28 protein-coding genes are annotated in these 25445 nt (G+C 52.7%); 19 read left to right on the top strand and 9 right to left on the bottom strand.

Annotation, left to right across the window (positions count from 1 at the left end; genetic code table 11):
• Positions 1-131 precede the first annotated feature (131 nt).
• Entirely contained in the window at positions 132-566 is a 435-nt protein-coding gene (locus SBO83_RS08545) for a type II toxin-antitoxin system RatA family toxin (RefSeq protein WP_034792585.1), read from the top strand.
• Positions 559-843, top strand: a complete 285-nt coding sequence (locus tag SBO83_RS08540) for an RnfH family protein (protein WP_396131185.1) — start codon at positions 559-561, stop codon at positions 841-843. The genes SBO83_RS08545 and SBO83_RS08540 overlap by 8 nt, the downstream gene beginning before the upstream one ends.
• Positions 844-916: 73 nt before the next feature.
• On the opposite strand, the gene bamE is transcribed toward SBO83_RS08540, so the two are convergent.
• The 3 genes from bamE to nadK form a co-directional block, all read right to left on the bottom strand.
• Positions 917-1261, bottom strand: a complete 345-nt coding sequence (gene bamE / locus SBO83_RS08535) for an outer membrane protein assembly factor BamE (RefSeq protein ID WP_353503186.1) — start codon at positions 1259-1261, stop codon at positions 917-919.
• Between the two features lie 112 nt (positions 1262-1373).
• Positions 1374-3035, bottom strand: coding sequence for a DNA repair protein RecN (gene recN, locus SBO83_RS08530; protein WP_396131184.1), 1662 nt, complete (start codon positions 3033-3035; stop codon positions 1374-1376).
• A gap of 109 nt (positions 3036-3144) precedes the next feature.
• Positions 3145-4023, bottom strand: coding sequence for an NAD(+) kinase (nadK, locus tag SBO83_RS08525; protein ID WP_353503184.1), 879 nt, complete (start codon positions 4021-4023; stop codon positions 3145-3147).
• A 135-nt stretch (positions 4024-4158) separates the two neighbouring features.
• Between nadK and grpE the strand changes: the two genes are divergently transcribed.
• Entirely contained in the window at positions 4159-4746 is a 588-nt protein-coding gene (gene grpE / locus SBO83_RS08520) for a nucleotide exchange factor GrpE (protein WP_353503183.1), read from the top strand.
• A 62-nt stretch (positions 4747-4808) separates the two neighbouring features.
• Here the strand turns inward: grpE and ung are convergent, their stop codons facing one another.
• On the bottom strand, positions 4809-5489 hold the full coding sequence (ung, locus tag SBO83_RS08515; protein WP_353503182.1) for a uracil-DNA glycosylase: 681 nt from the start codon (positions 5487-5489) through the stop codon (positions 4809-4811).
• Positions 5490-5827: 338 nt separating this feature from the next.
• Here ung and grcA point away from each other — a divergent pair, with 338 nt between their 5' ends.
• A complete protein-coding gene (gene grcA, locus SBO83_RS08510) occupies positions 5828-6211 on the top strand; it encodes an autonomous glycyl radical cofactor GrcA (RefSeq protein ID WP_353503181.1) in 384 nt (127 codons plus the stop codon).
• A gap of 99 nt (positions 6212-6310) precedes the next feature.
• On the opposite strand, the gene srmB is transcribed toward grcA, so the two are convergent.
• Positions 6311-7642, bottom strand: coding sequence for an ATP-dependent RNA helicase SrmB (srmB, locus tag SBO83_RS08505; protein ID WP_396131183.1), 1332 nt, complete (start codon positions 7640-7642; stop codon positions 6311-6313).
• Positions 7643-7741: 99 nt separating this feature from the next.
• Between srmB and trmN the strand changes: the two genes are divergently transcribed.
• Entirely contained in the window at positions 7742-8545 is an 804-nt protein-coding gene (gene trmN, locus SBO83_RS08500; protein ID WP_396131182.1) for a tRNA(1)(Val) (adenine(37)-N(6))-methyltransferase TrmN, read from the top strand.
• Between the two features lie 55 nt (positions 8546-8600).
• Here the strand turns inward: trmN and nadB are convergent, their stop codons facing one another.
• Positions 8601-10202 carry an L-aspartate oxidase gene (gene nadB / locus SBO83_RS08495; RefSeq protein ID WP_353503179.1) on the bottom strand — a complete coding sequence of 534 codons (1602 nt, stop codon included), beginning with the start codon at positions 10200-10202 and terminating at the stop codon, positions 8601-8603.
• Positions 10203-10415: 213 nt separating this feature from the next.
• On the opposite strand from nadB, the gene rpoE reads away from it, so the two are divergent.
• The 4 genes from rpoE to rseC are packed head-to-tail and all read left to right on the top strand — an operon-like array spanning position 10416 to position 13118.
• Positions 10416-10991, top strand: coding sequence for an RNA polymerase sigma factor RpoE (gene rpoE, locus SBO83_RS08490; RefSeq protein ID WP_034792729.1), 576 nt, complete (start codon positions 10416-10418; stop codon positions 10989-10991).
• 29 nt (positions 10992-11020) lie between these two features.
• On the top strand, positions 11021-11671 hold the full coding sequence (gene rseA / locus SBO83_RS08485) for an anti-sigma-E factor RseA (protein ID WP_353503178.1): 651 nt from the start codon (positions 11021-11023) through the stop codon (positions 11669-11671).
• A complete protein-coding gene (gene rseB / locus SBO83_RS08480; protein ID WP_353503177.1) occupies positions 11671-12621 on the top strand; it encodes a sigma-E factor regulatory protein RseB in 951 nt (316 codons plus the stop codon). The genes rseA and rseB overlap by 1 nt, the downstream gene beginning before the upstream one ends.
• Positions 12622-12638: 17 nt before the next feature.
• A complete protein-coding gene (rseC, locus tag SBO83_RS08475; RefSeq protein WP_353503176.1) occupies positions 12639-13118 on the top strand; it encodes a SoxR-reducing system protein RseC in 480 nt (159 codons plus the stop codon).
• 97 nt (positions 13119-13215) lie between these two features.
• On the opposite strand, the gene SBO83_RS08470 is transcribed toward rseC, so the two are convergent.
• Positions 13216-14037, bottom strand: a complete 822-nt coding sequence (locus tag SBO83_RS08470; protein ID WP_396131180.1) for a DUF308 domain-containing protein — start codon at positions 14035-14037, stop codon at positions 13216-13218.
• A gap of 389 nt (positions 14038-14426) precedes the next feature.
• Between SBO83_RS08470 and lepA the strand changes: the two genes are divergently transcribed.
• The 7 genes from lepA (at position 14427) to acpS (ending at position 21019) form a co-directional block, all read left to right on the top strand.
• A complete protein-coding gene (lepA, locus tag SBO83_RS08465; protein ID WP_396131178.1) occupies positions 14427-16226 on the top strand; it encodes a translation elongation factor 4 in 1800 nt (599 codons plus the stop codon).
• A gap of 26 nt (positions 16227-16252) precedes the next feature.
• Positions 16253-17230 (top strand): signal peptidase I, encoded by a 978-nt coding sequence (gene lepB / locus SBO83_RS08460; protein ID WP_396131176.1) that lies wholly within the window; start codon positions 16253-16255, stop codon positions 17228-17230.
• Between the two features lie 225 nt (positions 17231-17455).
• A complete protein-coding gene (gene rnc / locus SBO83_RS08455; RefSeq protein WP_034792549.1) occupies positions 17456-18136 on the top strand; it encodes a ribonuclease III in 681 nt (226 codons plus the stop codon).
• Entirely contained in the window at positions 18133-19038 is a 906-nt protein-coding gene (era, locus tag SBO83_RS08450; RefSeq protein ID WP_353503172.1) for a GTPase Era, read from the top strand. The genes rnc and era overlap by 4 nt, the downstream gene beginning before the upstream one ends.
• Before the next feature lie 11 nt (positions 19039-19049).
• Complete coding sequence (recO, locus tag SBO83_RS08445) at positions 19050-19787, top strand: DNA repair protein RecO (RefSeq protein WP_353503171.1); 738 nt, start codon at positions 19050-19052, stop codon at positions 19785-19787.
• A gap of 120 nt (positions 19788-19907) precedes the next feature.
• Positions 19908-20639, top strand: a complete 732-nt coding sequence (gene pdxJ, locus SBO83_RS08440) for a pyridoxine 5'-phosphate synthase (RefSeq protein WP_396131174.1) — start codon at positions 19908-19910, stop codon at positions 20637-20639.
• Complete coding sequence (gene acpS, locus SBO83_RS08435; protein ID WP_034792539.1) at positions 20639-21019, top strand: holo-ACP synthase; 381 nt, start codon at positions 20639-20641, stop codon at positions 21017-21019. Before pdxJ ends, acpS begins: the two co-directional genes overlap by 1 nt.
• 26 nt (positions 21020-21045) lie before the next feature.
• Here acpS and SBO83_RS08430 read toward each other — a convergent pair whose 3' ends face one another.
• Together SBO83_RS08430 and SBO83_RS08425 are read right to left on the bottom strand one after the other, a co-directional pair.
• Positions 21046-21306: a YfhL family 4Fe-4S dicluster ferredoxin gene (locus tag SBO83_RS08430; RefSeq protein ID WP_154147826.1), complete on the bottom strand. Its 261-nt coding sequence runs from the start codon at positions 21304-21306 to the stop codon at positions 21046-21048.
• Positions 21307-21406: 100 nt separating this feature from the next.
• A complete protein-coding gene (locus tag SBO83_RS08425; RefSeq protein WP_396131173.1) occupies positions 21407-22255 on the bottom strand; it encodes a MurR/RpiR family transcriptional regulator in 849 nt (282 codons plus the stop codon).
• Positions 22256-22394: 139 nt separating this feature from the next.
• Between SBO83_RS08425 and murQ the strand changes: the two genes are divergently transcribed.
• From murQ to yfhb, 3 genes are read left to right on the top strand one after another with little or no spacing between them, the layout of a single operon-like run.
• On the top strand, positions 22395-23288 hold the full coding sequence (gene murQ / locus SBO83_RS08420; protein WP_396131171.1) for an N-acetylmuramic acid 6-phosphate etherase: 894 nt from the start codon (positions 22395-22397) through the stop codon (positions 23286-23288).
• Between the two features lie 39 nt (positions 23289-23327).
• A complete protein-coding gene (locus tag SBO83_RS08415) occupies positions 23328-24695 on the top strand; it encodes a PTS transporter subunit EIIC (RefSeq protein ID WP_396131170.1) in 1368 nt (455 codons plus the stop codon).
• Positions 24696-24699: 4 nt separating this feature from the next.
• A complete protein-coding gene (gene yfhb, locus SBO83_RS08410) occupies positions 24700-25338 on the top strand; it encodes a phosphatidylglycerophosphatase C (RefSeq protein ID WP_396131169.1) in 639 nt (212 codons plus the stop codon).
• Positions 25339-25445 lie beyond the last annotated feature (107 nt).

The following is a 25445-nucleotide window of genomic DNA, read 5'->3' as shown; positions in this document are numbered from 1 at the left end:
TGGGGAATGAAATCCCCACGGGGTAACAGGCTGCGTTTTTTGGCCTTTGTTGCTTTCGCTCCGAGGTAGTTTTTTGTCTCGAGGTCGATAAATGGTATGATTTGTACGATTTATGATACTTGGAAAATGATATGCCACAGATAAGTCGTTCTGCGCTCGTGCCGTTCAGCGTAGAACAGATGTACACCTTAGTGAATGATGTTGATGCCTATCCTCAATTTCTGCCGGGGTGTACGGGGAGCCGAATTATTGAGCAAGGCCCAGATTCCATGACCGCCGCGGTTGATGTTTCTAAGGCGGGGATCAGTAAAACCTTCACGACGCGCAATACGCTGTTCAGCAATAAGCGCATCGATATGCAATTGGTTGATGGCCCTTTCCGCAAGCTGATGGGCGGATGGAATTTCACCGCGCTGAGCCCTGAAGCCTGCAAGGTCGAACTCAACCTTGATTTCGAGTTCACCAACAAATTGATTGAACTGGCGTTTGGTAAAATATTTAAAGAGCTAGCCGGCAGCATGGTTCAGGCTTTCACCCAGCGCGCGAAAGAGGTCTACAGTGTCTGAGATCCGCGTTGAGGTGGTTTATGCGTTACCTGAACGGCAGTATCTGCGCACGGTGAAGCTGGAAGAAGGCAGCACGGTGGAACAAGCGATCGTTGCCTCGGGTTTATTGGAGCTGAGGAAGGACATCGACCTCAAGAGCAATAAAGTCGGCGTGTACAGCCGCCCAGTGAAGCTAACGGACACTATCTCCGACGGCGACCGAATTGAAATTTACCGGCCGCTGATTGCTGATCCAAAAGAGCTTAGGCGTCTGCGAGCAGAAAAGTCTAAAAAATAAGGCGCCTTGAGCGCCTTATTTTTTTACCCCGAGGATGGATTCTGGCTGCTGCCAGCAAGCATCAGGAGGGAGATTAATTCTTGTCGCTTAACGCAGGTTTGTTATCAACGTTAGTCAGCGTTCCCGCTTGGTTAAAGGTCAGCGTCAAGGTTTGTTGCTTCACGCCTTCATGGCCAGGCTGCTGGCGGAAAACGTAGTACCAAGTGTCATTACCAAACGGGTCGTCCAGCATCGGGGTACCAAGGACATAAGCCACTTGTTGCTTGGTCATGCCGGTATGAATCTTTTGAACATCAGCAGGAGCCAAGTAGTTCCCCTGATTGATGTCAGGCCGATAAACCACCTTTTCCAGTGTGGAACAGCCCGCAGTCAGCATTACAAGAGTTACTGCGGCGGCAGTTAGCGTTTTACAGCGCATAGTCGTTACATTCCTTTAGGGCATAAGATGCCGATGATAATAGACATTTCATCAGTTTGAAACCTTTGCAGGGCACCTGTATGACCGCAGAATCGTAAAAAAGTTGAGCTTTTTAAGCTGCGAGCAGTTCTTTGGCGTTGGCAAGGGTGTTTCTGGTGACTTCGCTACCGCCCAGCAGACGCGCCAGTTCCTGCAATCTGGCTTTTTTATCCAGTCGATTCATTTGGGTTTCAGTGGCTTCCCCGTCGGTATCTTTGCTCACAAAATAATGTTGATGACCACAACCCGCTACCTGCGGTAAGTGGGTCACACACATCACCTGCGTAGACTCACCCAACTGGCGCAGCAGTCTGCCGACGATAGCGGCGGTCGGGCCGCTGATGCCGACATCCACTTCATCGAAAATCAGCGCCGGGGTTTCCATTTTCTGCGCCGTGATCACCTGAATCGCCAGTGCGATGCGGGACAGTTCACCGCCGGAGGCCACTTTCGCCAGAGCCTGTAATGGCTGGCCTGGGTTGGTGGTGACCTGAAATTCCAGACGATCGGCACCTTCCTGACTTAAGTGCTCGGGAACAAACTGAACTTGAATCTTAAATTTACCGTGTGGCATCGACAGGCTTTGCATGCTGTCGGTGATCAGGCGAGTCAGTTCATCCGCATAGAACTTGCGCTTATCGTGCAGCTGCTGGGCAATGCTCAGTGCTTGCTGATAGTGCAGGTTAACGGCTTCGCTAAGTTCTGCCTGATTGGTTTCGTGCTCGTCGAGCATCTGCTGCTCGTCCAACAGCTGGCGATGCAGGGTTGGCAACTCTTCGGCAGAAACGTGATGCTTTTTCGCTAAACTCAGTTGGCGAGAGAGTCTCTGCTCTAGCTCAAACATGCGATTCGGGTCGATTTCCATCCGCTCGCTGTAGTGGCGCAACTCATCGCTGGCTTCACTGATTTGGATGGAGGCGTCGTCAAGCATCACGATCAGCTCATTAATTTTGCTGTCGATTTCGGCCAGTTCGGTTAGCTGGCTTTTAGCGCTATACAGCAGGCTGACCACGTTTTGATCGTCGCCATCGGCCAGCAAATAGAGCGCGTTCTGGCTCAGTGACATCACCTGCCCGCTATTCGCCAGCAGTTTGTACTCTTCGTCGATCTGCTCATATTCACCAGCCTGCGGGGCAAACTCGTTCAGCTCTTTCAACTGGTATTGCAACAGCTGCCGACGCGCCTCGCGCTCGGTGACTTGCTGTTGATACTGCGCCAGCTGGCGACAGCTCTGGTGCCAGTTCTGGTAAGCCTGACGCATTTGCGCCAGCAGCAGTGGCTGGTCTGCATAGGCATCCAGTAGCTGTTTTTGATGTTCAGGTTTCAGCAGGAGTTGGTGTGCATGCTGGCCGTGGATCTGAATCAGATGCTGACCAATTTCACGCATTTGGGAAAGCGGGACAGGGGTGCCATTGATAAAGCTGCGAGAACGACCGTCCGCGCTGATGGTGCGGCGCAGTAAGCAGTCATTACCTTCGTCGAGCTGATTTTCGGCCAGCCATTGTTTTGCAGAAGGGGTGTCAGCCAGAGTGAAACGCGCGCAGATATCGGCGCGATTAGCCCCCAGACGCACGGTGCTGCCATCAGCCCGGTTGCCGAGGCACAAACCTAAGGCGTCGATAGCAATGGATTTACCTGCGCCGGTTTCGCCGGTGATTGCCGTCATACCGCTGTGAAAATCGATGTCTAACTCACGAACGATGGCAAAGTTACTGATAGTTAATTGCGCCAGCATGATCACCTTCCTGTACAAAACAACAGACCTGTAATTTCATACAGTATAAACTGGTTTTATATACAGTAAAGTCCCTGGCGCAATATTTTTTCTGGGGCAGCCTTTGGTATCAGAACAATTTCTTCGACCAGCCTAGTTTGGTGCTCAACGTATTGAAATAGCTATAGTCTTTTGGGTGGATCAAGTTGAGGTGGTAGTCACTACGGCGAATCACCACTTCTTCCCCTTGCTGAATCGGCAGGGCGATTTGACTGTCGCAACTTATCTCTAAGTCACTGCTGATATTAGAGAATTTCAGGCAGATGGTGCTGCTACTGTTAATCACCAAGGGTCTGGCCGACAGGGTGTGAGGGAACATCGGCACCAGCGCGATGGCATCCAGCGTGGGGGTTAAAATCGGGCCGCCGCCGGAAAGCGAGTAGGCAGTAGAGCCGGTCGGCGTCGAGATAATCAGGCCATCGGAGCGCTGTGAGAAGGCGAATTTGTCATCAATATAGACTTCAAATTCAATCATATGTGCAACTTTGCCGGGGTGAAGCACCACTTCATTGATCGCCGTGCTGACGCGGCATTGGCGGTCTTCGCAGCGCACAAGGGCTTCCAACAGGAAACGCTGCTCGCTGAGGTATTCCCCTTTTAACACGTCGTCAAGCTGCTGCAAGGCGTTATCGGGGTCAAGATCGGTAAGAAAACCGAGGTTACCGCGGTTGACGCCGATGACTTTGATGTCATAGCGCGCCAGCACCCGCGCTGCGCCCAGCATATTCCCGTCACCCCCAACGACAACGGCTAAATCGGCCTTTTTACCGATATCTGCAAGGCTGCCCGTTTGTGCGCCTTCCAGCTTAAGATCTTGAGCCACCGTGCGTTCCACCATCACTTCATAGCCCTTGGAAACCAGCCAGTGATAAAGCATTTCATGGGTGGCGAGTGCTGATGGATGGCGGGGGTGGCCAACGATGCCTATGCACTCAAATTTTTTATTCATTGCGGTGGTTATCCTCAATAGGCTTTTGTCACGCCTGCATTATGTCTGAACCTTTAAAAGCAAACCTTGAAACAACGGTTTTGATCCCCATAATAAGCCCAGTAGCAAGATTAATGCTAAAACGCGGAGATATTCATGAGTAGTAAAGAACATAAGACGCCTAACGAGCAAGTCTCTGATGAGTTAAATCAGGAGCAAGCGCTGCATACGGAAGCGGAAACTGAGGCGGCAGACGTCGTTGATCCGCGCGACGAGCGTATTGCAGAACTGGAAAATCAATTGAAAGAAGCTCAGCAGCGCGAGCGTGATAGCTTGCTGCGTGCTAAAGCGGAAGTGGAAAATATCCGCCGCCGCACCGAGCTGGATATTGAGAAAGCCCATAAATTCGCACTGGAGAAATTCTCCGGTGAGCTGTTGCCGGTTATTGATAACCTGGAACGTGCGCTCGACATGGCGGATAAATCTAACGCCGAACTGACTGCTCTGGTCGAAGGTGTTGAATTAACGCTGAAATCACTGCTCGATGCCGTCCGCAAGTTTGGTCTGGAAGTGGTTGCCGACATTCACGTGCCTTTCAATCCTGAATTGCACCAGGCAATGACGCTGATGGAGTCAGAAGACTTGGCGCCTAACCACGTCATGATGGTTATGCAGAAAGGTTACACGCTGAACGGTCGCCTGCTTCGCCCTGCGATGGTTGCGGTGTCAAAAGCCAAGGCATAAGCCTGTCGCTTTTGTTAGAAAGGCATCCTTCGGGATGCCTTTTTTGTTTTCATAATCAACAGTTAAGCGGGAAGTTCTGGCATCCAGTTTATCGGCTCCAGCCCCTGTTTTTTCAGCAGTTCATTGGTAGCGGAGAAGTGTTTGCAGCCGAGAAAACCGCGATGGGCCGACAGCGGCGAAGGGTGCGGCGCTTTCAGCACGTGGTGGCGCTGAGTATCAATAAAGCTGCCTTTCTTCTGCGCGTGTGAGCCCCACAGCAGGAACACCACGCCCTGGCGATGTTCATTCAGCGCGGCTATCACTTTATCAGTGAAGGTTTCCCAGCCCAATTTAGCGTGGGAGTGAGCCTGGCCGCCTTCGACGGTCAGCACGGTGTTGAGCAGCAGCACGCCTTGGTCAGCCCAGCTTTGCAGGTAGCCGTGTGAGGGGCGCTCGAAGCCCGGAATGTCAGTCGCCAGCTCTTTGTACATGTTAACTAAAGAGGGCGGAGCAGGAATTCCCGGGCGAACGGAGAAGGAGAGGCCGTGTGCCTGATTCGGCCCGTGGTAAGGGTCTTGGCCCAGGATCACTACTTTAACATCGCACAGTTCGGTGGAGCGGAAGGCGTTGAACACGTCAGCCTGCGGAGGATAGATCGTTTTTCCCGCCGCGCGTTCGCTGGCGACATACTTCAGGGTATCAATGAAGTAGGGTTGTTCTTTTTCGGCACCAATGACGTCATGCCATGTCAGGGTCGTGGACATTAACGCGCTCCTTTTGTTTGTAATTTCAATCGCGTTAGCTTACCTGCAAGCGGATTTGAGTGAAACCTTACCCTGTTATCAAAATGCAAACAGCAGGGTGTATCAGGCCCGATCAAATTTAATTGATATTTAACAATATTAATTGAAGGGAGGGCTGGAAAAAATTGATATAAAACATAAATTTGCCGCAGGGCGCCTAACACCCCAAGGCTAAAGTTGATATTTATCAAGGAACGCGGGGTGCCCAACTGTTATACAGGTCATCAGGAGCAAGGTATTGCTGTCATTCCTTGGCGGCAGCTTGTTTACAGTATCGTAGCCATTAATGGAGGCAACACATGATCACCGGTATTCAAATTACTAAAGCCAATAATGAAGCATTGAAAAACTCTTTCTGGCTGCTGGACGACGAGAAAGCAGAAGCGCGCTGCGTATGTGCAAAAGCGGGCTATGAAGAAGATCAGATTGTCGCAGTCAGCGAACTGGGCCAAATCGAGTATCGCGAAGTGCCGATGGAGTTCCAGCCAACGGTTCGCGTTGAGGGCGGCCAGCATCTTAATGTCAACGTGATGCGCCGTGAAACCTTGGAAGATGCTGTGAAGCATCCTGAAAAGTACCCACAGCTGACTATTCGTGTTTCAGGCTACGCGGTACGTTTCAATTCACTGACGCCAGAACAGCAGCGCGACGTGATCACCCGTACTTTCACTGAAAGTCTGTAAGCTTTCGCTCAATAGACCTATTGAGCAGTGAAAAGCTGAGATAATAAAAAACCGCCTTAATTGGCGGTTTTTTTATGCTTAAGAGAAAGCTCGGGGGGCTTATTTCGCGCTGCCTTTGCTGGCTACTTCAGCTTTCACGCGGCGTTTACCGACGTTTTTGCTGTCGCGGTGGCGCACTTTCACTTTAACTTTTGATTTCACCTGCGCTTCTTTTTGCTTCTCTTTACGCTTCGCCAGCACCTTCTTCGACGGCTTGCCGGTGGTTTTCTCGCTTGGCGCTTTGGTCTTCGGACGCAGCTCATCAATCACGCGCGGCTTCAGTGGCTCATTCAGGTAACGGCCAATTTTGCCCAGCAGCAGATGGTCATGCGCCTCGACGAAGGAGATCGCAGTCCCTTTGCGGCCCATACGGCCAGTACGGCCGATACGGTGCAGGTAGGTGTCTGCGGTCAGCGGCAGGTCGAAGTTGAACACATGGCTGATGTCGTTGATATCCAGACCGCGCGCGGCGATATCGGTGGCAACCAGCACATTAACGCGGTCTTCAACCATGCGTTTTACAGCTTCAGTACGTTTAACCTGAACCATTTCCCCTTCAAGATAGCAGGAGTTGATCCCTGCTTCACGCAGCCAGGCAACCAGCTCGTGCACGCGCTCGCGTTTACGCACGAAGATCACCGACTTGGTGACATCTTCTTGATTCAGAAGGTGGATCAGCATCTGGGTCTTGTGCGCGACGTCATCGGCACGGTAGTACCACTGCAAAATCTTTTTGCGCTCGCGGCGAGAAGGATCGGCTTCGATCTCAACCGGCTCGGTCAGAATGCGTTCGGCAAACTCGCGAATGGCTTCGCCTTCCAGCGTTGCAGAGAACAACAACGTCTGTTTGCGCCAGCGCGCTTCGGCGGAAATGGTTTCGATATCTTGCGCGAAGCCCATGTCCAGCATGCGGTCGGCTTCATCAAGGATCAGCGTTTCAATGGCGCGGCAGTCAAAGTTTTCTTCTTTGATGTATTGCAGCAAGCGGCCCGTGGTGGCGACCACGATGTCCTGATTTTCGCTAAAGACTTCGGCGTGGTTCATGTACGCCACGCCGCCAGTGATGGTAGCGATATCTAAATCAGTGTGCTTGGCGAGTTCGCGCGCCTGTTCAGCTACCTGCATCGCAAGTTCGCGGGTTGGCGTCAGAATAAGAATACGTGGCGGACCAGATTTCTTACGCGGGAAATCCAGCAAATGCTGCAATGCAGGCAGCAAGAACGCTGCTGTTTTGCCGGTGCCGGTAGGAGCCGAACCCAACACATCGCGTCCGTCCATCGCTGGCGGAATGGCCTCTGCCTGAATGACAGTCGGGCGGCTATAGCCTTTTTCGCTCAGGGCGTCTATTAGGCGTTCATCGAGTTCGAGTTCGGAAAAATTCGTTACAGTCATGGTCTACCTCTACTTGGGGCGCCGATTATAGACGTGTTAGGCGCGATCTTCACCTATTTAAGCGGCTAGCGTGGCTTTTCCTTGCTGAATGTTTCCCCTATGCTACGTCAGTTCTGGATATCAGGCCGTCTTGCTGATGGTTTAACGGTGAAAAATGTGGTGAACGAAGTCAAGGTCAGCCAGCCAATGCGGCGTAATGGATTTACATTTAAACAGTTTTTTGTGGCACACGATCGCTGTGCAATGAAAGTCGGTACCGACGGCGTGCTGCTCGGGGCCTGGGCGCCGGTTGAGCAAGCCACTCGGGTGCTGGATATCGGCTCAGGCAGCGGCCTTATCGCCCTGATGCTGGCGCAAAGAACTGACGAGTCGGTCCTGATTGATGCCGTCGAGCTGGATATTCCCGCCGCCGAGCAGGCCGCGGAAAATTTTCAGGCTTCGCCTTGGGCCGTAAGACTTCAGGTTTTCGCGCAAGATATCAATCTCGTCGCCCAATCCCATCCGGCTCATTATGACCTGATTGTCAGCAATCCGCCTTATTTCGAGGCCGCCGTGGCCTGTCGCGATAAGGCGCGCAATACCGCCCGTTATACTGAGACTCTGACTCACGCCGCCTTGCTCGACTGTGCCAATAAGCTTTTGCAGCCTAGTGGCAAGTTCTGCGTGGTGCTGCCTTATGATCTTGGGTTGCAGCTTGAAGCCAAAGCGCATCAAGAAGGATGGTTTACTTTCCGTCGCCTCGCCGTGCGCGATCGCCCGGGCAAGCCGCTGAATCGCCTGCTGTTAGTGCTTAGTAAGCAACTAACCGAGGCCGATCTGCAAGAAATGGATTTACGCGAACGCGAAGGGGTTTATAGCCCGGAGTTTCGCGGTTTAATCACTGATTTCTATCTGAATTATTAGGCAACGTGCGTTTTAACAGTGCGATCCGTCGCACTGTTAATAGCTAATAGCAAGTTTAAGGCTGAAGAATGGTTGGCTGCGGATCGTCGAGCAGGTCAGGGTAGTCGAGAGTGAAGTGCAACCCGCGACTCTCTTTTCGCTCCATGGCGCTGCGAACGATCAGTTCTGCTACCTGAACCAAGTTACGAAGTTCCAGCAAGTTGTTGGAAATTCTAAAGTTGGCGTAATACTCATCAATCTCTTGCTGGAGGGTCATGATGCGGCGCAGCGCGCGCTCAAGGCGTTTGGTGGTACGCACGATGCCCACGTAGTCCCACATAAACAGGCGCAATTCGTGCCAGTTATGTTGAATCACTACTTGCTCATCCGAGTTATCAACCCGGCTCTCATCCCAAGGCGGCAGCTGTTTGGCCAGCTTGGCGTGAGGCAGGCGCTTGATAATGTCTTCTGCCGCCGACCAGCCGTAAACCACGCACTCCAGCAGGGAGTTTGACGCCAGGCGATTGGCGCCGTGCAGGCCGGTATAGCTCACTTCGCCGATGGCATACAGGCCATCAAGGTCGGTGCGCCCGTGTTGGTCGACCATCACGCCGCCGCAAGTGTAGTGGGCGGCGGGAACAATCGGGATGGCTTCTTTGGTCAGATCAATACCCAGCGACAGCAGCTTTTCGTAAATCATTGGGAAGTGCTGCATGATGAATTCCGGCGGGCGATGGCTGATGTCGAGATACATGCAGTCCGCGCCGAGGCGTTTCATCTCGTGGTCAATGGCGCGAGCCACCACGTCGCGCGGCGCGAGTTCGCCACGCGGGTCGAAATCTGGCATAAAGCGGCTGCCGTCCGGGCGCTTGAGATAAGCCCCCTCGCCGCGCAGGGCTTCAGTTAGCAGAAAGTTTCTCGCCTGCGGATGGTATAAGCAGGTCGGGTGGAACTGGTTGAATTCAAGGTTGGCGACCCGGCAGCCCGCACGCCACGCCATCGCAATGCCATCCCCGGAGGAAATATCGGGGTTGGTGGTGTATTGATAGACTTTGGCTGCGCCGCCGGTGGCCAGAATCACGGCTTTCGCACGGAAGGTTTCGACCTGCTCTCTCTGGCGATTCCACACATAGGCCCCGACCACACGCTGAGTGCCCGGTAAACCAATCTTGCTGGAGGTGATAAGGTCGACCGCGTTATAGCGCTCTTTCACGCAAATATTCGGGTGATTTCTTGCTTTACCTACCAGCGTAGTCTCTACTTCTTTACCAGTAGCATCAGCACTATGCAGAATTCGGCGATGGCTATGGCCGCCTTCGCGAGTGAGGTGATAACGCTCTTCGGAGCTGGCATTGGTTTCGGTGTCAAACAGCACGCCCTGGTCTATCAGCCACTGCACGCAATGGCGCGCATTTCCGGCGATAAACTCCACGGCTTCTTTGTCACATAAACCGGCACCGGCAATCAGCGTGTCATCTACGTGCGAGCTAATGCTGTCAGTTTCATCGAATACTGCCGCGATGCCACCTTGGGCATAAAAGGTTGAACCTTCGTTTAAAGGTCCCTTGCTGAGAACGGTGACGCTACAATGGTCAGCCAGCCGTAAGGCGAGTGATAGACCGGCAGCACCACTTCCGATGATCAAGACATCGCTGACAAATTCAGATGAAGGTTGCATAGCGTATGATGTTTGCAGAAGAAGAGTGAAATTCATGTTAGCCTAAACATCCTGGCAAAAGCCACGGACTTGAGACTTTAATAGAAAAACAACAGCGATGTGGAACTTAATGTTCCATGTGAACTCCAAGCAGTACTTGCTCAGGAATATAATGATGATAGCTGGCAGTACGACTTTATGCGCGGAGATGGTTTTGGGGAGACTTTACCTCGGATGAGCGAGCAGTTAGCAGATCAGGTTCTGGTCGAGCGGGTCCAGAAGGGTGATCAAAAATCGTTCAATTTACTGGTAGTCCGTTACCAGCATAAAGTAGCGAGCCTTGTTTCCCGCTACGTACCACAAGGCGATGTGCCTGATGTGGTTCAAGAGTCATTCATTAAAGCCTATCGCGCGTTGGAGTCATTCCGTGGCGACAGTGCTTTTTATACGTGGTTGTACCGTATCGCGGTCAACACGGCGAAGAATTATCTGGTGGCGCAGGGCCGCCGACCGCCTTCTAGCGATGTTGATGCAAATGATGCTGAAAACTTCGAAAGTGGCGGTGCATTAAAAGAAATTTCGAACCCTGAGAATTTGATGTTGTCAGAAGAGTTACGGCAGATAGTTTTCCGTACTATTGAAGCACTTCCTGAGGATCTTCGCATGGCGATCACCTTAAGGGAGTTAGATGGATTGAGCTACGAAGAAATAGCCGCCATCATGGACTGCCCCGTGGGTACGGTGAGATCCCGTATTTTCCGTGCCCGGGAAGCTATTGATAATAAAGTTCAACCGCTGATTCAGCGTTAACGATGGCGGACACTGGAAGGGTACTAGGCATGCAGAAAGAAAAGCTTTCCGCTCTAATGGATGGTGAAGCATTAGATTCCGAACTGCTGAATTCGCTGTCGGATGATAAAACGCTTCAACAAAGCTGGCAGAGTTATCACTTGATCCGCGACACCATGCGCGGTGATATGGGAAATGTCGTGCATCTTGATATTGCAGACCGCGTTGCTGCTGCGTTGGCGAATGAGCCAGCTAAGCTAGTTCCTGGTGCTGTTCCTGAGTCGCAACCGCAACCTCATTCATGGGAGAAAATGCCTTTCTGGCATAAAGTTCGTCCATGGGCGAGCCAACTGACGCAAGTTGGCGTGGCGGCATGCGTTTCTTTGGCGGTCATCGCTGGTGTTCAATATTACAACCAGCCTGACGCTTCTGGTGCTTCGCCAGAAACGCCTGCGTTCAACACTGTGCCTATTATTGGCAAAGCTTCTCCAGTGAGTTTTGGCGTGCCAACGAGTGAAAGTACTTCGTTTGATGGCAAGCAAAACGTGCAGGAGCAGCGCAAACGCATTAATGCTCTTTTGCAGGATTATGAGCTGCAACGTAGATTGCATTCTGATCAACTTCAGTTGGAAACTGCCACGCCTCAACAGGCAGCGGTTCAAGTACCCGGAACTCAGTCTTTAGGAATGCAAACGCAGTAATGAAGCAAATTTGGTTTGCCGTTTGTTTACTGACCGGTAGCCTGTTAACTCCTGCAATCGCCTCGGCAGAACCTACTTCCGAGGCGTTATTGCAAGAGATGAGCAAGGCGAGCCAGTCACTAAATTATGAAATCGCCTTCATTAGCATCACGAAGCAGGGAATTGATTCCTATCGCTATCGTCATGCTATCTCCGATCATATCCCTCTCGCACAGCTCGTCCTGATGGACGGTCCTCGGCGCGAAATCGTTCAACGTGGCAAAGAGATCAGTTACTTCGAGACCGGGCTTCAGCCTTTTACCCTCGACGGTGACCATATCGTTGATTCACTGCCGACCGTGGTGTTCAGTGATTTTTCTCGCCTGGCGAAATACTACGATTTTATCCCCGTTGGCCGTGGTCGCGCTGTCGATCGCTTAAGTCAGGTGGTTCGCGTGGTGTCCCGTGATGGCACGCGCTTTAGCTATGTTATCTGGGTTGATGAAGAGACTAAGCTGCCGCTGCGCGTCGATCTTCTGGATCGGGATGGTGAAACCTTAGAGCAGTTCCGCGTGATCTCCTTTGTGGATGATGATGAAGTCAAAGGGGCACTCACCGGGCTGGAAAAAGCGACCTTGCCGCCGGTTCTCTCCGTGCCGGAGGGCGAAAAAGCTACTTTTACCTGGCAGCCAAAATGGTTACCTGACGGTGTGAAAGAAGTCGCCCGTAGCCGCAGAAACTTGCCAAATGTCCCTGTCGCGGTAGAATCACGCTTATATTCCGACGGGCTTTTCAGTTTCTCAGTTAACGTTAATGCCACCACCAGCGGCCCTTCAGAGCAGCTTGTCCGACAGGGGCGTCGCACGGTGCAGACAGAAGTCCGTAACGCTAATGAAATTACGGTCGTAGGTGAATTACCACCTGCAACAGCGAAACGCATTGCCGATAGCATCGTGTTCGCGACACCCTAAAAGGTTAGGTACTTGATATGTTGAAAGAATGGGCCACAGTAGTTTCGTGGCAGGACGGTATCGCTAAGCTGCGTTGTGAAACGCAGGCAGGTTGTAGCAGCTGCCATTCACGCTCTGGTTGCGGTGCGCGCGTGCTCAATGAGCTAGGCCCGCAAACAGAACATAATCTACAAGTACATATTGCCGAACAGCTCCAGCCGGGGCAGAAAGTCGAGCTGGGTATTACCGAAGGTAACTTGATTCGCTCCGCGCTTCTGGTCTATATGACGCCTTTACTGGGCGTTATTCTCGGTGGCGGGTTGTTGCAGTGGCTTACACAAAGTGATCTTTACTCGGTAGTAGGCGCGGTGACTGGCGGCGTTGCTGGTTTTCTGCTGGCCCGCGCGTTAGCGACCAGCCTTGAGAAGCAGGCTGGGTATCAGCCGGTTATTTTGCAGATTGGCTTACCGCCAGATGCATTCCGCTTCCAGACCGACAACGCGCATATCGCGCCATAATCTCGGCTTGATTCGAAGCTAAAGAATAAAAAAAATCGCTGCCCAAGGGCGGCGATTTTTGTTTCTAACTCTTCTGTCAGGCTTCAGCCTGTTAATGCTAATTGCGGATCGGAATTCGATTCTGGATCATATGTTCAATTAGCGCGATGAACAGGTCGGCGTTAAACAGCGATGTATATAACACTGAGAAAAGAATGCGGCGGTTACCGTCCATCAGGTGGATCATCTGGCTGTTCGAGCCGCCGCTGATATATTGAATCTCTTCAACCGGGATACAAATTCCATCGTCAGAAGTGAGGAAACGCGCACTTAGCCGCAATTTCTTCTCATTTAACCCCATGAGATTATTAGCAAATAAGTGACGAATGCCGCATCTGGCCGCTGCGTGATAAGTGAAAACCACGCTGCCGTCATTGGCCAGAATATTCAGAGCCTGCGGGCCTTTAGTCATCAATTGCTCATTTTTGATCACTTCAACCAGTCTTTCGGCATGAGCAATATTGGGCGTTATTTTATGCCAATGAGTACTATTGCCTTCGCGGAAAGCCATAGTATTAAGTATTTTTCTGGAGTACTTGCCGGTTCGGAATCTATATATCTCAGTGATTCTTTCGAAGGGAATAAAACGGTTTTTGTGCTCCCGTTCATTAATCGCCAGAATTCCATTTTCATGCAGTTGATAGGTTTGTTTCGGCTTAAGAATATGCCGGAAAATAAATATAGCGATGCCCAAGGCGATACTGAAAATCGCCGTGAGGGTGATGACATACAATCCGCCGTCGCTTGACTTTCCCAGAGCAAGCAAAAATACCACCTGGACTGCGCCGCCAACGATTAATAATGTGGCGAGAACCATGGTGATCCAGGAATTGACTCTGGCAAAGCCATGCTGACTTAGCAAACGCCCTTCATTGATCATGATGCTAACCTTAGTAACCGGATTGAAAAATAAAGCAAAAAAGTTAAAAAAGTGAAAAATAAAATGCTAATAAATTCTTTTATAACAGTTATTTAAAGGCTTTTACGCTGGTGAGTATATGAGCATTTTCCTAAAGTCCCACCCTCCCAGTGGCTATGAAAAATGGTTATTTGAGTCAGTTCGCTAACTGCTTACAACTTATTGCATTTACGGGGGGATTTGCTGACAGGAATCAGTGCATAATCCAGAGTTCCGTGGCGGTGAGACTAGGTTTTCAGGCCCCTGACATGTAGAATGCTGCGACTCAGGCGAAAGACAGCCAACTTACAAACCGTCGCTGTGTTTTTATGGCGAATGATTCAGAAATACCAAGGTAGAAACTCTTTATAATGAAGAACATAAGAAACTTTTCCATCATCGCTCATATTGACCACGGTAAGTCGACGCTGTCCGATCGTATTATTCAAATCTGCGGTGGCCTGTCAGATCGTGAAATGGAAGCGCAAGTTCTTGACTCAATGGACCTGGAACGCGAGCGCGGGATCACCATCAAAGCGCAAAGCGTCACCCTCGATTACAAAGCTCAGGATGGCGAAACCTACCACCTGAACTTCATCGATACCCCAGGGCACGTTGACTTCTCCTACGAAGTATCCCGCTCCCTTGCTGCCTGTGAAGGCGCATTGCTGGTGGTTGATGCCGGGCAGGGCGTAGAAGCCCAGACGCTGGCGAACTGCTACACGGCGATGGAAATGGATCTGGAAGTGGTTCCGGTTCTGAACAAAATCGACCTGCCAGCTGCGGATCCTGAGCGTGCTGCTCAAGAGATCGAAGATATCGTGGGCATTGATGCCACAGATGCTGTGCGCTGCTCGGCAAAAACCGGCTTGGGTGTTCCAGAAGTGCTGGAGCGCTTAGTGCGTGATATTCCGCCGCCGGAAGGTGATCCAGACGCTCCTCTGCAGGCGCTGATCATCGACTCATGGTTCGATAACTATCTGGGCGTTGTGTCCCTGATTCGAATCAAAAACGGTACCCTGAGAAAGGGTGACAAAATTAAAGTGATGAGTACCGGACAGGTGTATAACGCCGACCGTCTGGGTATTTTTACACCAAAACGCGTTGACCGTGACTCACTGGGTTGCGGGGAAGTTGGCTGGTTGGTTTGCGCCATCAAAGACATCCTCGGCGCGCCGGTTGGCGATACCCTGACGCTGTCACGTAATCCTGCTGATAAAGCGCTTCCAGGCTTTAAGAAGGTTAAACCACAGGTTTACGCGGGTCTGTTCCCGGTTAGTTCCGACGACTATGAAAACTTCCGCGACGCTTTGGGCAAACTTAGCCTGAATGACGCCTCACTGTTCTATGAGCCAGAAAGCTCTACCGCGCTGGGCTTCGGCTTCCGCTGTGGCTTCCTTGGTTTGCTGCACATGGAGATCATTCAAGAGCGTCTGGAGCGTGAATACGATCTGGACCTGATCACCACGGCACCAACGGTGGTCTACGAAGTAGAAACCACCGGCGGCGAAGTGATTTATGTCGATAGCCCGTCAAAACTGCCGGCGCTGAACAACATTCAAGAACTGCGTGAGCCGATTGCTGAGTGTCACATGCTGATGCCGCAAGAGTATCTGGGCAGCGTGATCACCCTGTGTATTGAAAAGCGTGGCGTGCAGACCAACATGGTTTATCACGGCAATCAGGTTGCACTGACCTATGAAATTCCGATGGCGGAAGTGGTTCTCGACTTCTTCGACCGTCTGAAATCAACCTCTCGCGGCTATGCTTCACTGGACTACAACTTTAAACGTTTCCAGGCGTCTGACATGGTGCGCGTTGATGTGTTAATCAACGGCGATCGCGTGGATGCGCTGGCGCTGATCACTCACCGTGGTAACTCACAGTTCCGTGGTCGTCAGCTGGTTGAAAAGATGCAAGAGCTTATCCCGCGTCAGCAGTTCGACATTGCGATTCAGGCCGCGATTGGTGCCCACATCATTGCGCGTTCAACCGTAAAACAGCTGCGTAAAAACGTCTTGGCTAAGTGCTATGGCGGTGACGTTAGCCGTAAGAAGAAACTGCTACAGAAACAGAAAGATGGTAAGAAGCGCATGAAACAAGTAGGTAACGTTGAGTTACCTCAGGAAGCATTCCTGGCGATTCTCCATGTTGGTAAAGACGGCAAATAAGCCCCCAATGAGCGGTAGGAGTATGCATGGCTAACATGTTTGCCTTGATTCTGGCGATTGCAACGCTGGTATCGGGGATTATCTGGTGTCTTGATCGTTTCAAACTTGCCCCGGCTCGCCGGGCAAAGATTGCCGCTCTCAAGGTAGAAACTGCTGGCGCCATCGATGAGAAGACGCTGAGCAAAGCAGCAAAACAGCCGGGCTGGGTGGAAACCTGCGCCTCTGTTTTCCCTGTACTTCTGGTGGTATTTGTGGTGCGTTCATTCATTTATGAACCTTTCCAAATTCCGTCAGGCTCAATGATGCCAACGCTGTTAATCGGCGATTTCATCGTGGTTGAAAAATACGCTTATGGCCTGAAAGATCCTATTACTCAGACCAAACTGATCCCAACCGGCGAGCCAAAACGCGGTGATGTCGTGGTATTCAAATACCCATTAAATCCAAGTGTGGATTACATCAAACGTTTAGTAGGCCTGCCGGGCGATCGCGTGACTTATGATCCATTCAGCAAACAGGTTACTGTTCAGCCTGCTTGTAATAGTGGACAGAATTGCAGCACCGCGCTGGCTGTGACTTATGATGAAGGTAAAGCGAGCAGCTTCGTTCAGACTTTCGGTCAGGCTAGCGGCAGTGAAGCCACCAGCGGCTTCTTTGAAATTCCTCCGACTGAGAATGTGCCTCAAGACGGTATTCGCCTGTTAGCACGTCAGGAAACCTTGGGCAATGTGACCCATAATATTCTGACCGTGCCTGGCGCGCGTGACCAACTGGGTGCTTATTATCAGCAACCGGGCCAGCCTATGGGGACTTGGGTGGTTCCTGCCGGTCATTATTTCATGATGGGTGATAACCGCGACAATAGCGCAGACAGCCGTTATTGGGGCTTTGTACCAGAGAAAAATCTGGTGGGCCGTGCCTCGGGTATCTGGATGAGTTTTAAAAAGCAGGAAGGTGAGTGGCCAACAGGTGTTCGCCTGAGCCGCATCGGTGGAATTCATTAATTCGTTGCGGTCTATTTCCGCAGCAATATATTTCCACACGTTGTAGAATACACTTTCGAGCGATAAAAGTTGGCTCCCCGATTTTTAAACGGGTCATTAAATGACGAGATTTAAAAAGAATAGAGGGAGCCACTGCAAACGAAACAGCTTTGGATTGGCTTAAGGCGAAGCAGGCCTGTTCCGTATGCTGAAGTTTTTGACGCATTCTTGATCTATTGGTAACTCATGAATCCCATCGTAATAAACAGGCTACAGCGAAAGCTGGGCTACACTTTTCAACAGCAGGAGCTCTTATTGCAGGCACTGACTCACCGCAGCGCCAGCAGCAAACATAACGAGCGTTTAGAATTCCTGGGTGACTCAATCCTTAGTTTTGTTATCGCCAACGCTCTTTATCATCGTTTTCCTCGCGTTGATGAAGGCGATATGAGTCGCATGCGTGCCACTTTGGTTCGCGGAAATACATTGGCAGAAATGGCGCGTGAATTTGATCTCGGCGAGTGCTTGCGTTTAGGGCCGGGAGAATTGAAAAGTGGTGGTTTCCGCCGCGAGTCTATTCTCGCGGATACGGTGGAGGCACTCATCGGCGGCGTGTTCTTGGACAGTGATATCCAGAATGTCGAAAGATTGATTCTTGACTGGTACCGTAGTCGTCTTGACGAAATCAGTCCCGGTGATAAGCAGAAAGACCCAAAAACCCGTTTGCAGGAGTTTTTACAAGGTCGCCATCTGCCATTGCCTTCTTATCTGGTTGTGCAGGTTCGCGGTGAAGCACACGATCAGGAGTTTACCATCCACTGCCAGGTCAGTGGCTTGAGCCAGCCGGTTGTAGGAACCGGTTCAAGTCGCAGAAAAGCCGAGCAGGCGGCAGCGGAACAAGCGCTGATACAGCTGGAGCTTGAATGAGCGAAGAAAAAAATTACTGTGGCTTTGTCGCCATCGTAGGCCGACCTAACGTTGGCAAATCTACTTTGTTGAATGAATTATTGGGGCAGAAGATCTCCATTACTTCACGCAAACCACAAACTACCCGTCATCGTATTATGGGCATCCATACTGAAGGGCCTTATCAGGCTATCTACGTTGACACCCCTGGGTTACATATTGAAGAAAAACGGGCCATTAACCGCCTGATGAACCGTGCTGCGAGCAGCTCAATCGGTGATGTTGAATTGGTTATTTTCGTGGTTGAAGGCACCCACTGGACGCCGGACGACGAAATGGTGGTGAACAAGCTGCGTGATCTGAAGTCACCTGTCTTGCTGGCTATCAATAAAATCGACAACGTGACCGACAAGTCCAAGCTGCTGCCACACTTGCAGTTCCTCAGCGAGCAGATGAACTTCATCGACATCGTGCCAATGTCTGCCGAGAAAGGTATCAACGTTGATACTATCGCCAGCATCGTGCGTAAGCGTCTGCCGGAAGCGATTCATCACTTCCCTGAAGATTACATTACTGACCGTTCGCAGCGCTTTATGGCGTCAGAAATCATCCGTGAAAAGCTGATGCGTTTCTTGGGTGAAGAGCTTCCTTACTCGGTAACCGTTGAAATTGAACGCTTTGTCACTAACGAGCGCGGCGGTTATGACATCAATGGCTTGATTTTAGTTGAGCGCGAAGGCCAGAAGAAAATGGTCATCGGCAACAAAGGCTCAAAAATCAAAACCATTGGTATTGAAGCGCGTCAGGACATGGAAAACATGTTCGAAGCGAAAGTTCACCTTGAGCTGTGGGTCAAGGTTAAATCCGGTTGGGCAGATGACGAACGTGCGCTGCGCAGCTTGGGTTATGTAGACGACTTATAAGGTCCCCGCCTATGGAAGGCTGGCAACGCGCATTTGTTTTACATGGGCGACCTTACAGTGAAACCAGCCTGATGCTGGATCTCTTCACTGAAGGACAGGGGCGCGTGCGCATTCTGGCAAAGGGTGCGCGCGGACGTCGCTCAAACTTAAAAGGCTGCTTGCAGCCTTTTACACCTTTATTGGTTCGCTGGAGCGGCCGGGGAGAAGTCAAAACACTGCGCAACGCTGAGCCAGTTTCCCTCGCACTCCCTCTCTCTGGTTTGATGCTGTATAGCGGCCTGTACGTCAATGAACTGGTGGCACGCGTTCTCGAGCAAGAAACTAACTACTCCTCGCTATTTTTCGACTATCTCAACTGCCTGCAAAATCTGGCGGGAGCCACCGGCTCTCCGGAACAGTCGCTGCGCCAGTTCGAGCTAGCTTTGCTGCACAACCTCGGCTATGGCGTTGATTTTCTTCACTGCGCCGGTAGCGGCGAGGAAGTGAGTGACACCATGACCTATCGCTATCGTGAAGAAAAAGGCTTTATCGCCAGTCTGGTGGTCGACAACCTGAGCTTCACCGGCCGCGACCTCAAAGCCTTGGCGAATCGTGAATTCCCGGACGTCGCCACACTGCGCGCCGCCAAACGTTTTACGCGCATGGCGCTGAAACCCTATCTTGGCGGTAAGCCGTTGAAAAGCCGCGAGCTATTCCGCCAGTTTTTAGTTAAAAAGCCCACTGCCACTCCTGAATCACCCGCCGAATAAATTGCCCGCTGGGGTACCCGTCACGCCTTATACGGGTGTAAACTGCGCCAATTAGCGGGAAAACCGTCAGTATCAATCCGATCCTTTTGCGAACTCTTTAACCTATTTACTGGAGTTGTCATGGCTGAACTGCTGTTAGGCATTAATATCGATCACATCGCCACGCTGCGTAACGCGCGTGGCACGGCCTATCCTGATCCGGTTCAGGCCGCGTTTATTGCCGAGCAGGCGGGCGCTGACGGTATTACTGTGCATCTGCGTGAAGACCGTCGCCACATTACCGACCGCGATGTGCGTTTGCTGCGCCAGACCATCCAGACTCGCATGAATCTCGAGATGGCGGTGACCGACGAAATGATCGGCATCGCCTGCGAAACTCAGCCGCACTTCTGCTGCCTGGTGCCGGAAAAGCGCGAAGAAGTCACCACCGAGGGCGGTCTGGACGTTGCGGGGCAAATCGACAAAATGACCGTCGCCGTCTCCCGCCTGTCTGAAGCCGGTATTTTGGTGTCTCTGTTTATTGATGCTGACTTCCGCCAAATCGACGCCGCGGTTGCCGTTGGCGCGCCTTATATCGAAATCCACACCGGCGCTTATGCTGATGCCAAAACTGATATCGAGCGCCTTGCCGAGCTTGAGCGCATCAAGAAAGGCGCCACCTATGCCGCCAGCAAAGGGCTGAAAGTGAATGCCGGCCATGGCTTGACCTACCACAACGTGCTGCCTATCGCCGCGCTGCCTGAGATGCACGAGCTGAACATCGGCCATGCAATCATCGGGCAGGCAGTGATTGACGGTTTAGCGAGCGCGGTGCGCGAGATGAAAATCCTGATGCGGGAAGCACGCCGTTAATGGCTATTCTTGGACTGGGCACCGACATTGTCGAAATCACCCGTATTGAAGCCGTGGTGGAGAGAAGCGGAGATCGGCTTGCGAAACGGATACTGTGCGCCAATGAGTGGGCACTGTATCAGAATCACCAACAGCCGGTGCGCTTTCTCGCCAAACGCTTTGCGGTGAAAGAAGCCGCTGCCAAAGCGCTGGGCACCGGCATCCGCAATGGGCTGGCGTTTGAGCAGTTCGAGGTGGTTAATGACCCATTGGGCAAGCCGGGGCTGGTGTTCCACGAGCGCGCGGCGGAAATGGCGTTAGAGCTGGGGGTTAAATCCGTGCACGTGACGCTGGCCGATGAGCGTCGCTATGCCTGTGCCACGGTGATTATCGAAAGCTGAAAACAGTGCGCTTCGCGCCGCCAGCCTTACAGCTGCGCGGCGTGATGCAGCAGAACAAACTTGTCCCACAGCTGCTCGTTGGTTTCAGTATGCAGCGCATCCACAATGATGGTGTTATCGATAGGGCACACGCTTTGACAGGTGGGTTTATCATAATGACCGACACACTCCGTGCAGCGATCGCTGTCAATTTGGTAAATTTCCTCACCCATCGAGATCGCTTGATTCGGGCATTCCGGCTCGCACATGTCGCAGTTAATGCATTTGTGTGTGATAAGCAGGGCCATGATCTCTCTCGCGTCAGTAATGATGAAGTCGCGCAGTATAGCAGATTTGACCTGTCCGAGAGCCTGCCGAAATGACAATCGCGCTGTGGAATGATCCCGATCAAACCAGCTTCTTCACCAGCTCCTCGCTGTGCTTAATCCGCTCCGGCGCTCGTTCGCTATCTTGCTGAATCAAGGCCATAAACAGAATATCCGTCAGGGAATACTGCGCGGTGGTCGAGGAGATGGCTGCACCGCGAGTGGCCGGAAGCTCCGCCACGGTGTACAGGCAGTGGGAAGCCTGCTGCTGTAGCGTATTGGGAGAAAAGCCGGTGAGGGCCAGCACCTGCGCGCCACTTTTGCGGGCGACATCTGCCGCCAGATTGATTTCCCGGCGCTCGCCGCTGAAGGAGATAGCCAGCAACAAATCGTCTTTCGACAGCGCCTGAACCGTCGCCAGCAGCACGTGGGTGTCAGACTCGGCAATCGCCGTCAGTCCAATTTTCAATAGCTTATAGGCCAGATCTTTGGCTACCAGCCCCGACGCGCCAATGCCGGTGAGCACGATTTTGCGTGCATGGGTCAGCATCGATAACGCCTGCTGGAGACGCTGTTCATTGTTGATATCCAGCGTAGCGCGCAGCGCGGCGTACTTTTCAGCTAGCAGCTTTTCGCCGACGGTCTGGAGACGGTCTGTGCTGACAATCTGATTATGCACGGTGACCGCCACTTCATTCTGCGGCGAAGAGAGGGCTTCACTGAGCGCCAGCTTTAAAGCGGGAAAGCCCTTGTAGCCTAGCTTCTGGGCGAATTTCACCACCCCGGACTGGCTGACACCGGCCATCTCTGCCAGCTTCTGCGAGCTAAGGTGCCGCGCCTTCTCCGGCTGTTGCAGCAGGAAGTCGGCCAGCTTGCGGTCATTCTGCGCCAGCGTGGGGTAGAGCTGACGAATTCGGATCATACTGCTCATTGTCGGACCTTCCCTTAGCACCTACGCACATCACGAATTGAACATTATCTTATCTAAGGTAGCAAAATTCCCTCGCCTTTAAGAATAAAATATTCAAATATGAATTAATATTTTGAATTAAAAATTCAGGAGTCAATCAATGAACCTAGGATCACTCGTCTCAGAAAGCCGCAATCCGGCCACCATGAACCTTGATGAAATGACCACGCTGGAGATGGTCGCCAGCTTCAATCACGAAGACAGCAAAGTGCCGGAAGCCATTCGCGCCGTGCTGCCAGAGGTCGCGCAGGCCGTGGATATGGCCGCCGCCTCCTTTAAAGCCGGAGGTCGTCTGATTTATCTCGGCGCGGGCACCAGCGGGCGTCTCGGCGTGCTCGACGCCTCCGAGTGTCCACCGACCTTTGGCGTGCCTCATGGCTTAGTCGTCGGGCTGATTGCCGGCGGGCCGGGGGCGTTACTCAAAGCCGTCGAAGGGGCGGAGGATAGCGAAGAGCTGGGCGTCACCGACCTGAAAAACCTGCAAATTACCCCGGCGGACACCGTGGTGGGGCTGGCGGCTTCCGGGCGCACGCCTTATGTCATCGGCGCGCTGCGCTATGCAAGGGAGCTGGGCTGCGCCACGGTGGCTATCTCCTGCAACCCGGACTCGCCAATAGCCCACGAGGCGCAGGTAGCGATTTCTCCCGTGGTTGGCCCTGAGGCGCTAACTGGCTCGACGCGTTTGAAGTCCGGCACCGCGCAGAAGCTGGTGCTGAATATGATTTCCACCGGCGCTATGGTGAAAAACGGCAAGGTTTATCAAAACCTGATGGTCGACGTGAAGGCCACCAACGTCAAGCTGGTGGACAGAGCCTGCCGCATCGTGGTGGAAGCCACGGGCGCCGCGCGGGCCGATGCCGAGGCGGCACTCACGCAAACTGAGTTTGAAGTGAAACCGGCGATTCTGATGATTTTGGCAAATATCAGTGCCCAAGAAGCCATTCAGCGGCTGACGGCGCACCACGGATTCCTGCGCGCGGCGCTCGCGGGCTAAGGCTTTAAGGCGGATTGGGGGAAGGGTATGGCGACGGCAATGGACAAAACGCAGCTGCTGGCAACGCAAATCCTGCAGCACGTAGGTGGCGAGAGCAATATCAGTAAACTCGAAAACTGCATGACGCGAGTCCGGGTTGAAGTTCACGACGAGCAGCTACTTGATTTAAAAGGCATTCAGACCCTCGAAGGCGTGAAGGGCTACATTAAGCAGGGCGAACAGCATCAGTTCGTGGTCGGCCCCGGCGCGGCCGCGAAGGTGGTGGATGCCATGCGTGAGCTGCTCTCAGGCGCGCCAGCCCCGGCCGCCGCGCAGGACCTGATTGCGCGAAACAAAGCCAATGCCAAGTCGAAATACTCGGCGCCGATGAGCGGCGCTTTGCGCCAACTCGCCAACGTTTTCATTCCTCTTATCCCGGCGTTTATAGCTTCCGGCCTGATCATGGGCATTATCAACTTGCTCAAGCGGCCGGACATTGCTGGCTCTCTGGCGCTGGATTATCCCAATATTCTGGGGCTGCTGGGGATCTTCGGCGGGGCGATTTTCGCCATCATGAACATTCTGGTGGGGGTTAACGCGGCGCGAGTGTTTGGTGGCTCACAGGCCATGGGCGGCGTGATGGCGGGAATTCTTTCCAGCCCGGCGTTGGCGCAAATTACCCTGTTTGGCGAAGCGCTCCAGCCGGGGCGCGGCGGGGTGATCGCGGTACTCTTCGTGGTCGCGCTGATGTGCTGGCTGGAAAAGCGGCTGCGCCAATGGCTGCCGGAGTCGGTCGAGCTGATCCTCAATCCGCTGATCACCACCTTGGTCACTGCCACGCTGGCGATTGTGATCCTCCAGCCGCTGGGCGGGGTTATCTCCGACGCCATCGCGCACGGCGTGAATATGGCGATCGATAAGGGCGGCCTGGTGGTTGGCGCAATTCTCGCCGGAACCTTCCTGCCACTGGTGCTTTCTGGGCTGCATCAGGGTCTGGTGCCGATCCACGTGGAGCTGATTCAGGCCCACGGCTCCAACCCGCTGCTGCCGATTTTAGCCATGGCGGGCGTCGGGCAGGTGGGCGCGGCCATCGCCGTTTATATGAAAACGCGCAACGCACGGCTGAAAAAAGTGATTAAAGGTGCTCTGCCTGTCGGTATTTTGGGCATCGGCGAGCCGCTGATTTTCGGCGTGACTCTGCCTCTGGGCCGACCTTTTATCGGCGCATGTTTGGGCGGAGCGGTCGGCGGTGCGCTAATCTGTTATTGGAAAGTGGCGACGGTGATCACTTTCGGTATCTCAGGTTTGCCACTGGCGCTGACCATTGTGTCGGGAAAAGTGGTGTTGTACCTCGCTGGGATATTGATTACCGTATTAGCCGGATTTATTTTCACCTGGATGATGGGGTTCAACGATCCCGAGGAGTAACGCATTGGGCGCGAAGGCGGATCGGCGAGTAGTATTTTTTGATTTGGATGGCACGCTGCACCAGCAGGACATGTTTGGCTCATTTATGCGCTTCCTGCTGTGGCGGATGCCGCAAAACCTGTTGTTAGTGGCGCCGCTGTTACCTGTGGTCGGTTTAGGCATGTTGATTCACGGTCGCGCCGCGCGCTGGCCGATGAGTCTGTTGCTGTGGTCAATCACCTTCGGGCACAGCGAGGCGCACCTGAAAGACCTCGAACTGCGCTTTGTGAACTGGTTCCGCCAGAAGGTGGTAGCGTTCCCGGTGGTGCAGCGACGACTGCGTGAGTACATTGAAAAGCACGACGCCGAAGTGTGGTTAATCACCGGTTCACCGGAAAATCTGGTGCAACAGGTGTATAACGCTTCTCCTTTCTTGCCGCGTATCCGTTTAGTCGGCAGCCGCATGGCGCGCGGCAAAGGCGGTTGGTTACTGCCGCTGCGCTGTTTGGGGGAAGAGAAGGTGGTGCAGCTCGAGCAACGCATCGGCTCTCCGCTGAAACTCTACAGTGGTTACAGTGACAGCAAGCAGGACAACCCGCTGCTGTTCTTCTGCGAGCATCGCTTCAGAGTCAGCAAACAGGGCGAGCTTCAGCAGCTCGAATAGCGGTGTTACATGTCGGGCCGGATAAACCGGCCCGATGCTTTTCCCTCTCTGAATTTCCCTTCTTAAATATCAATTCCCGCGCAGTGCCCGCAATGGTTGGGTAGAGT

Origin of the sequence: Ewingella allii (genome assembly GCF_044430645.1) — a bacterium.
GTDB classification, from domain to species: domain Bacteria; phylum Pseudomonadota; class Gammaproteobacteria; order Enterobacterales; family Enterobacteriaceae; genus Ewingella; species Ewingella allii.
This window is presented reverse-complemented; position numbering and strand designations above follow the sequence as displayed.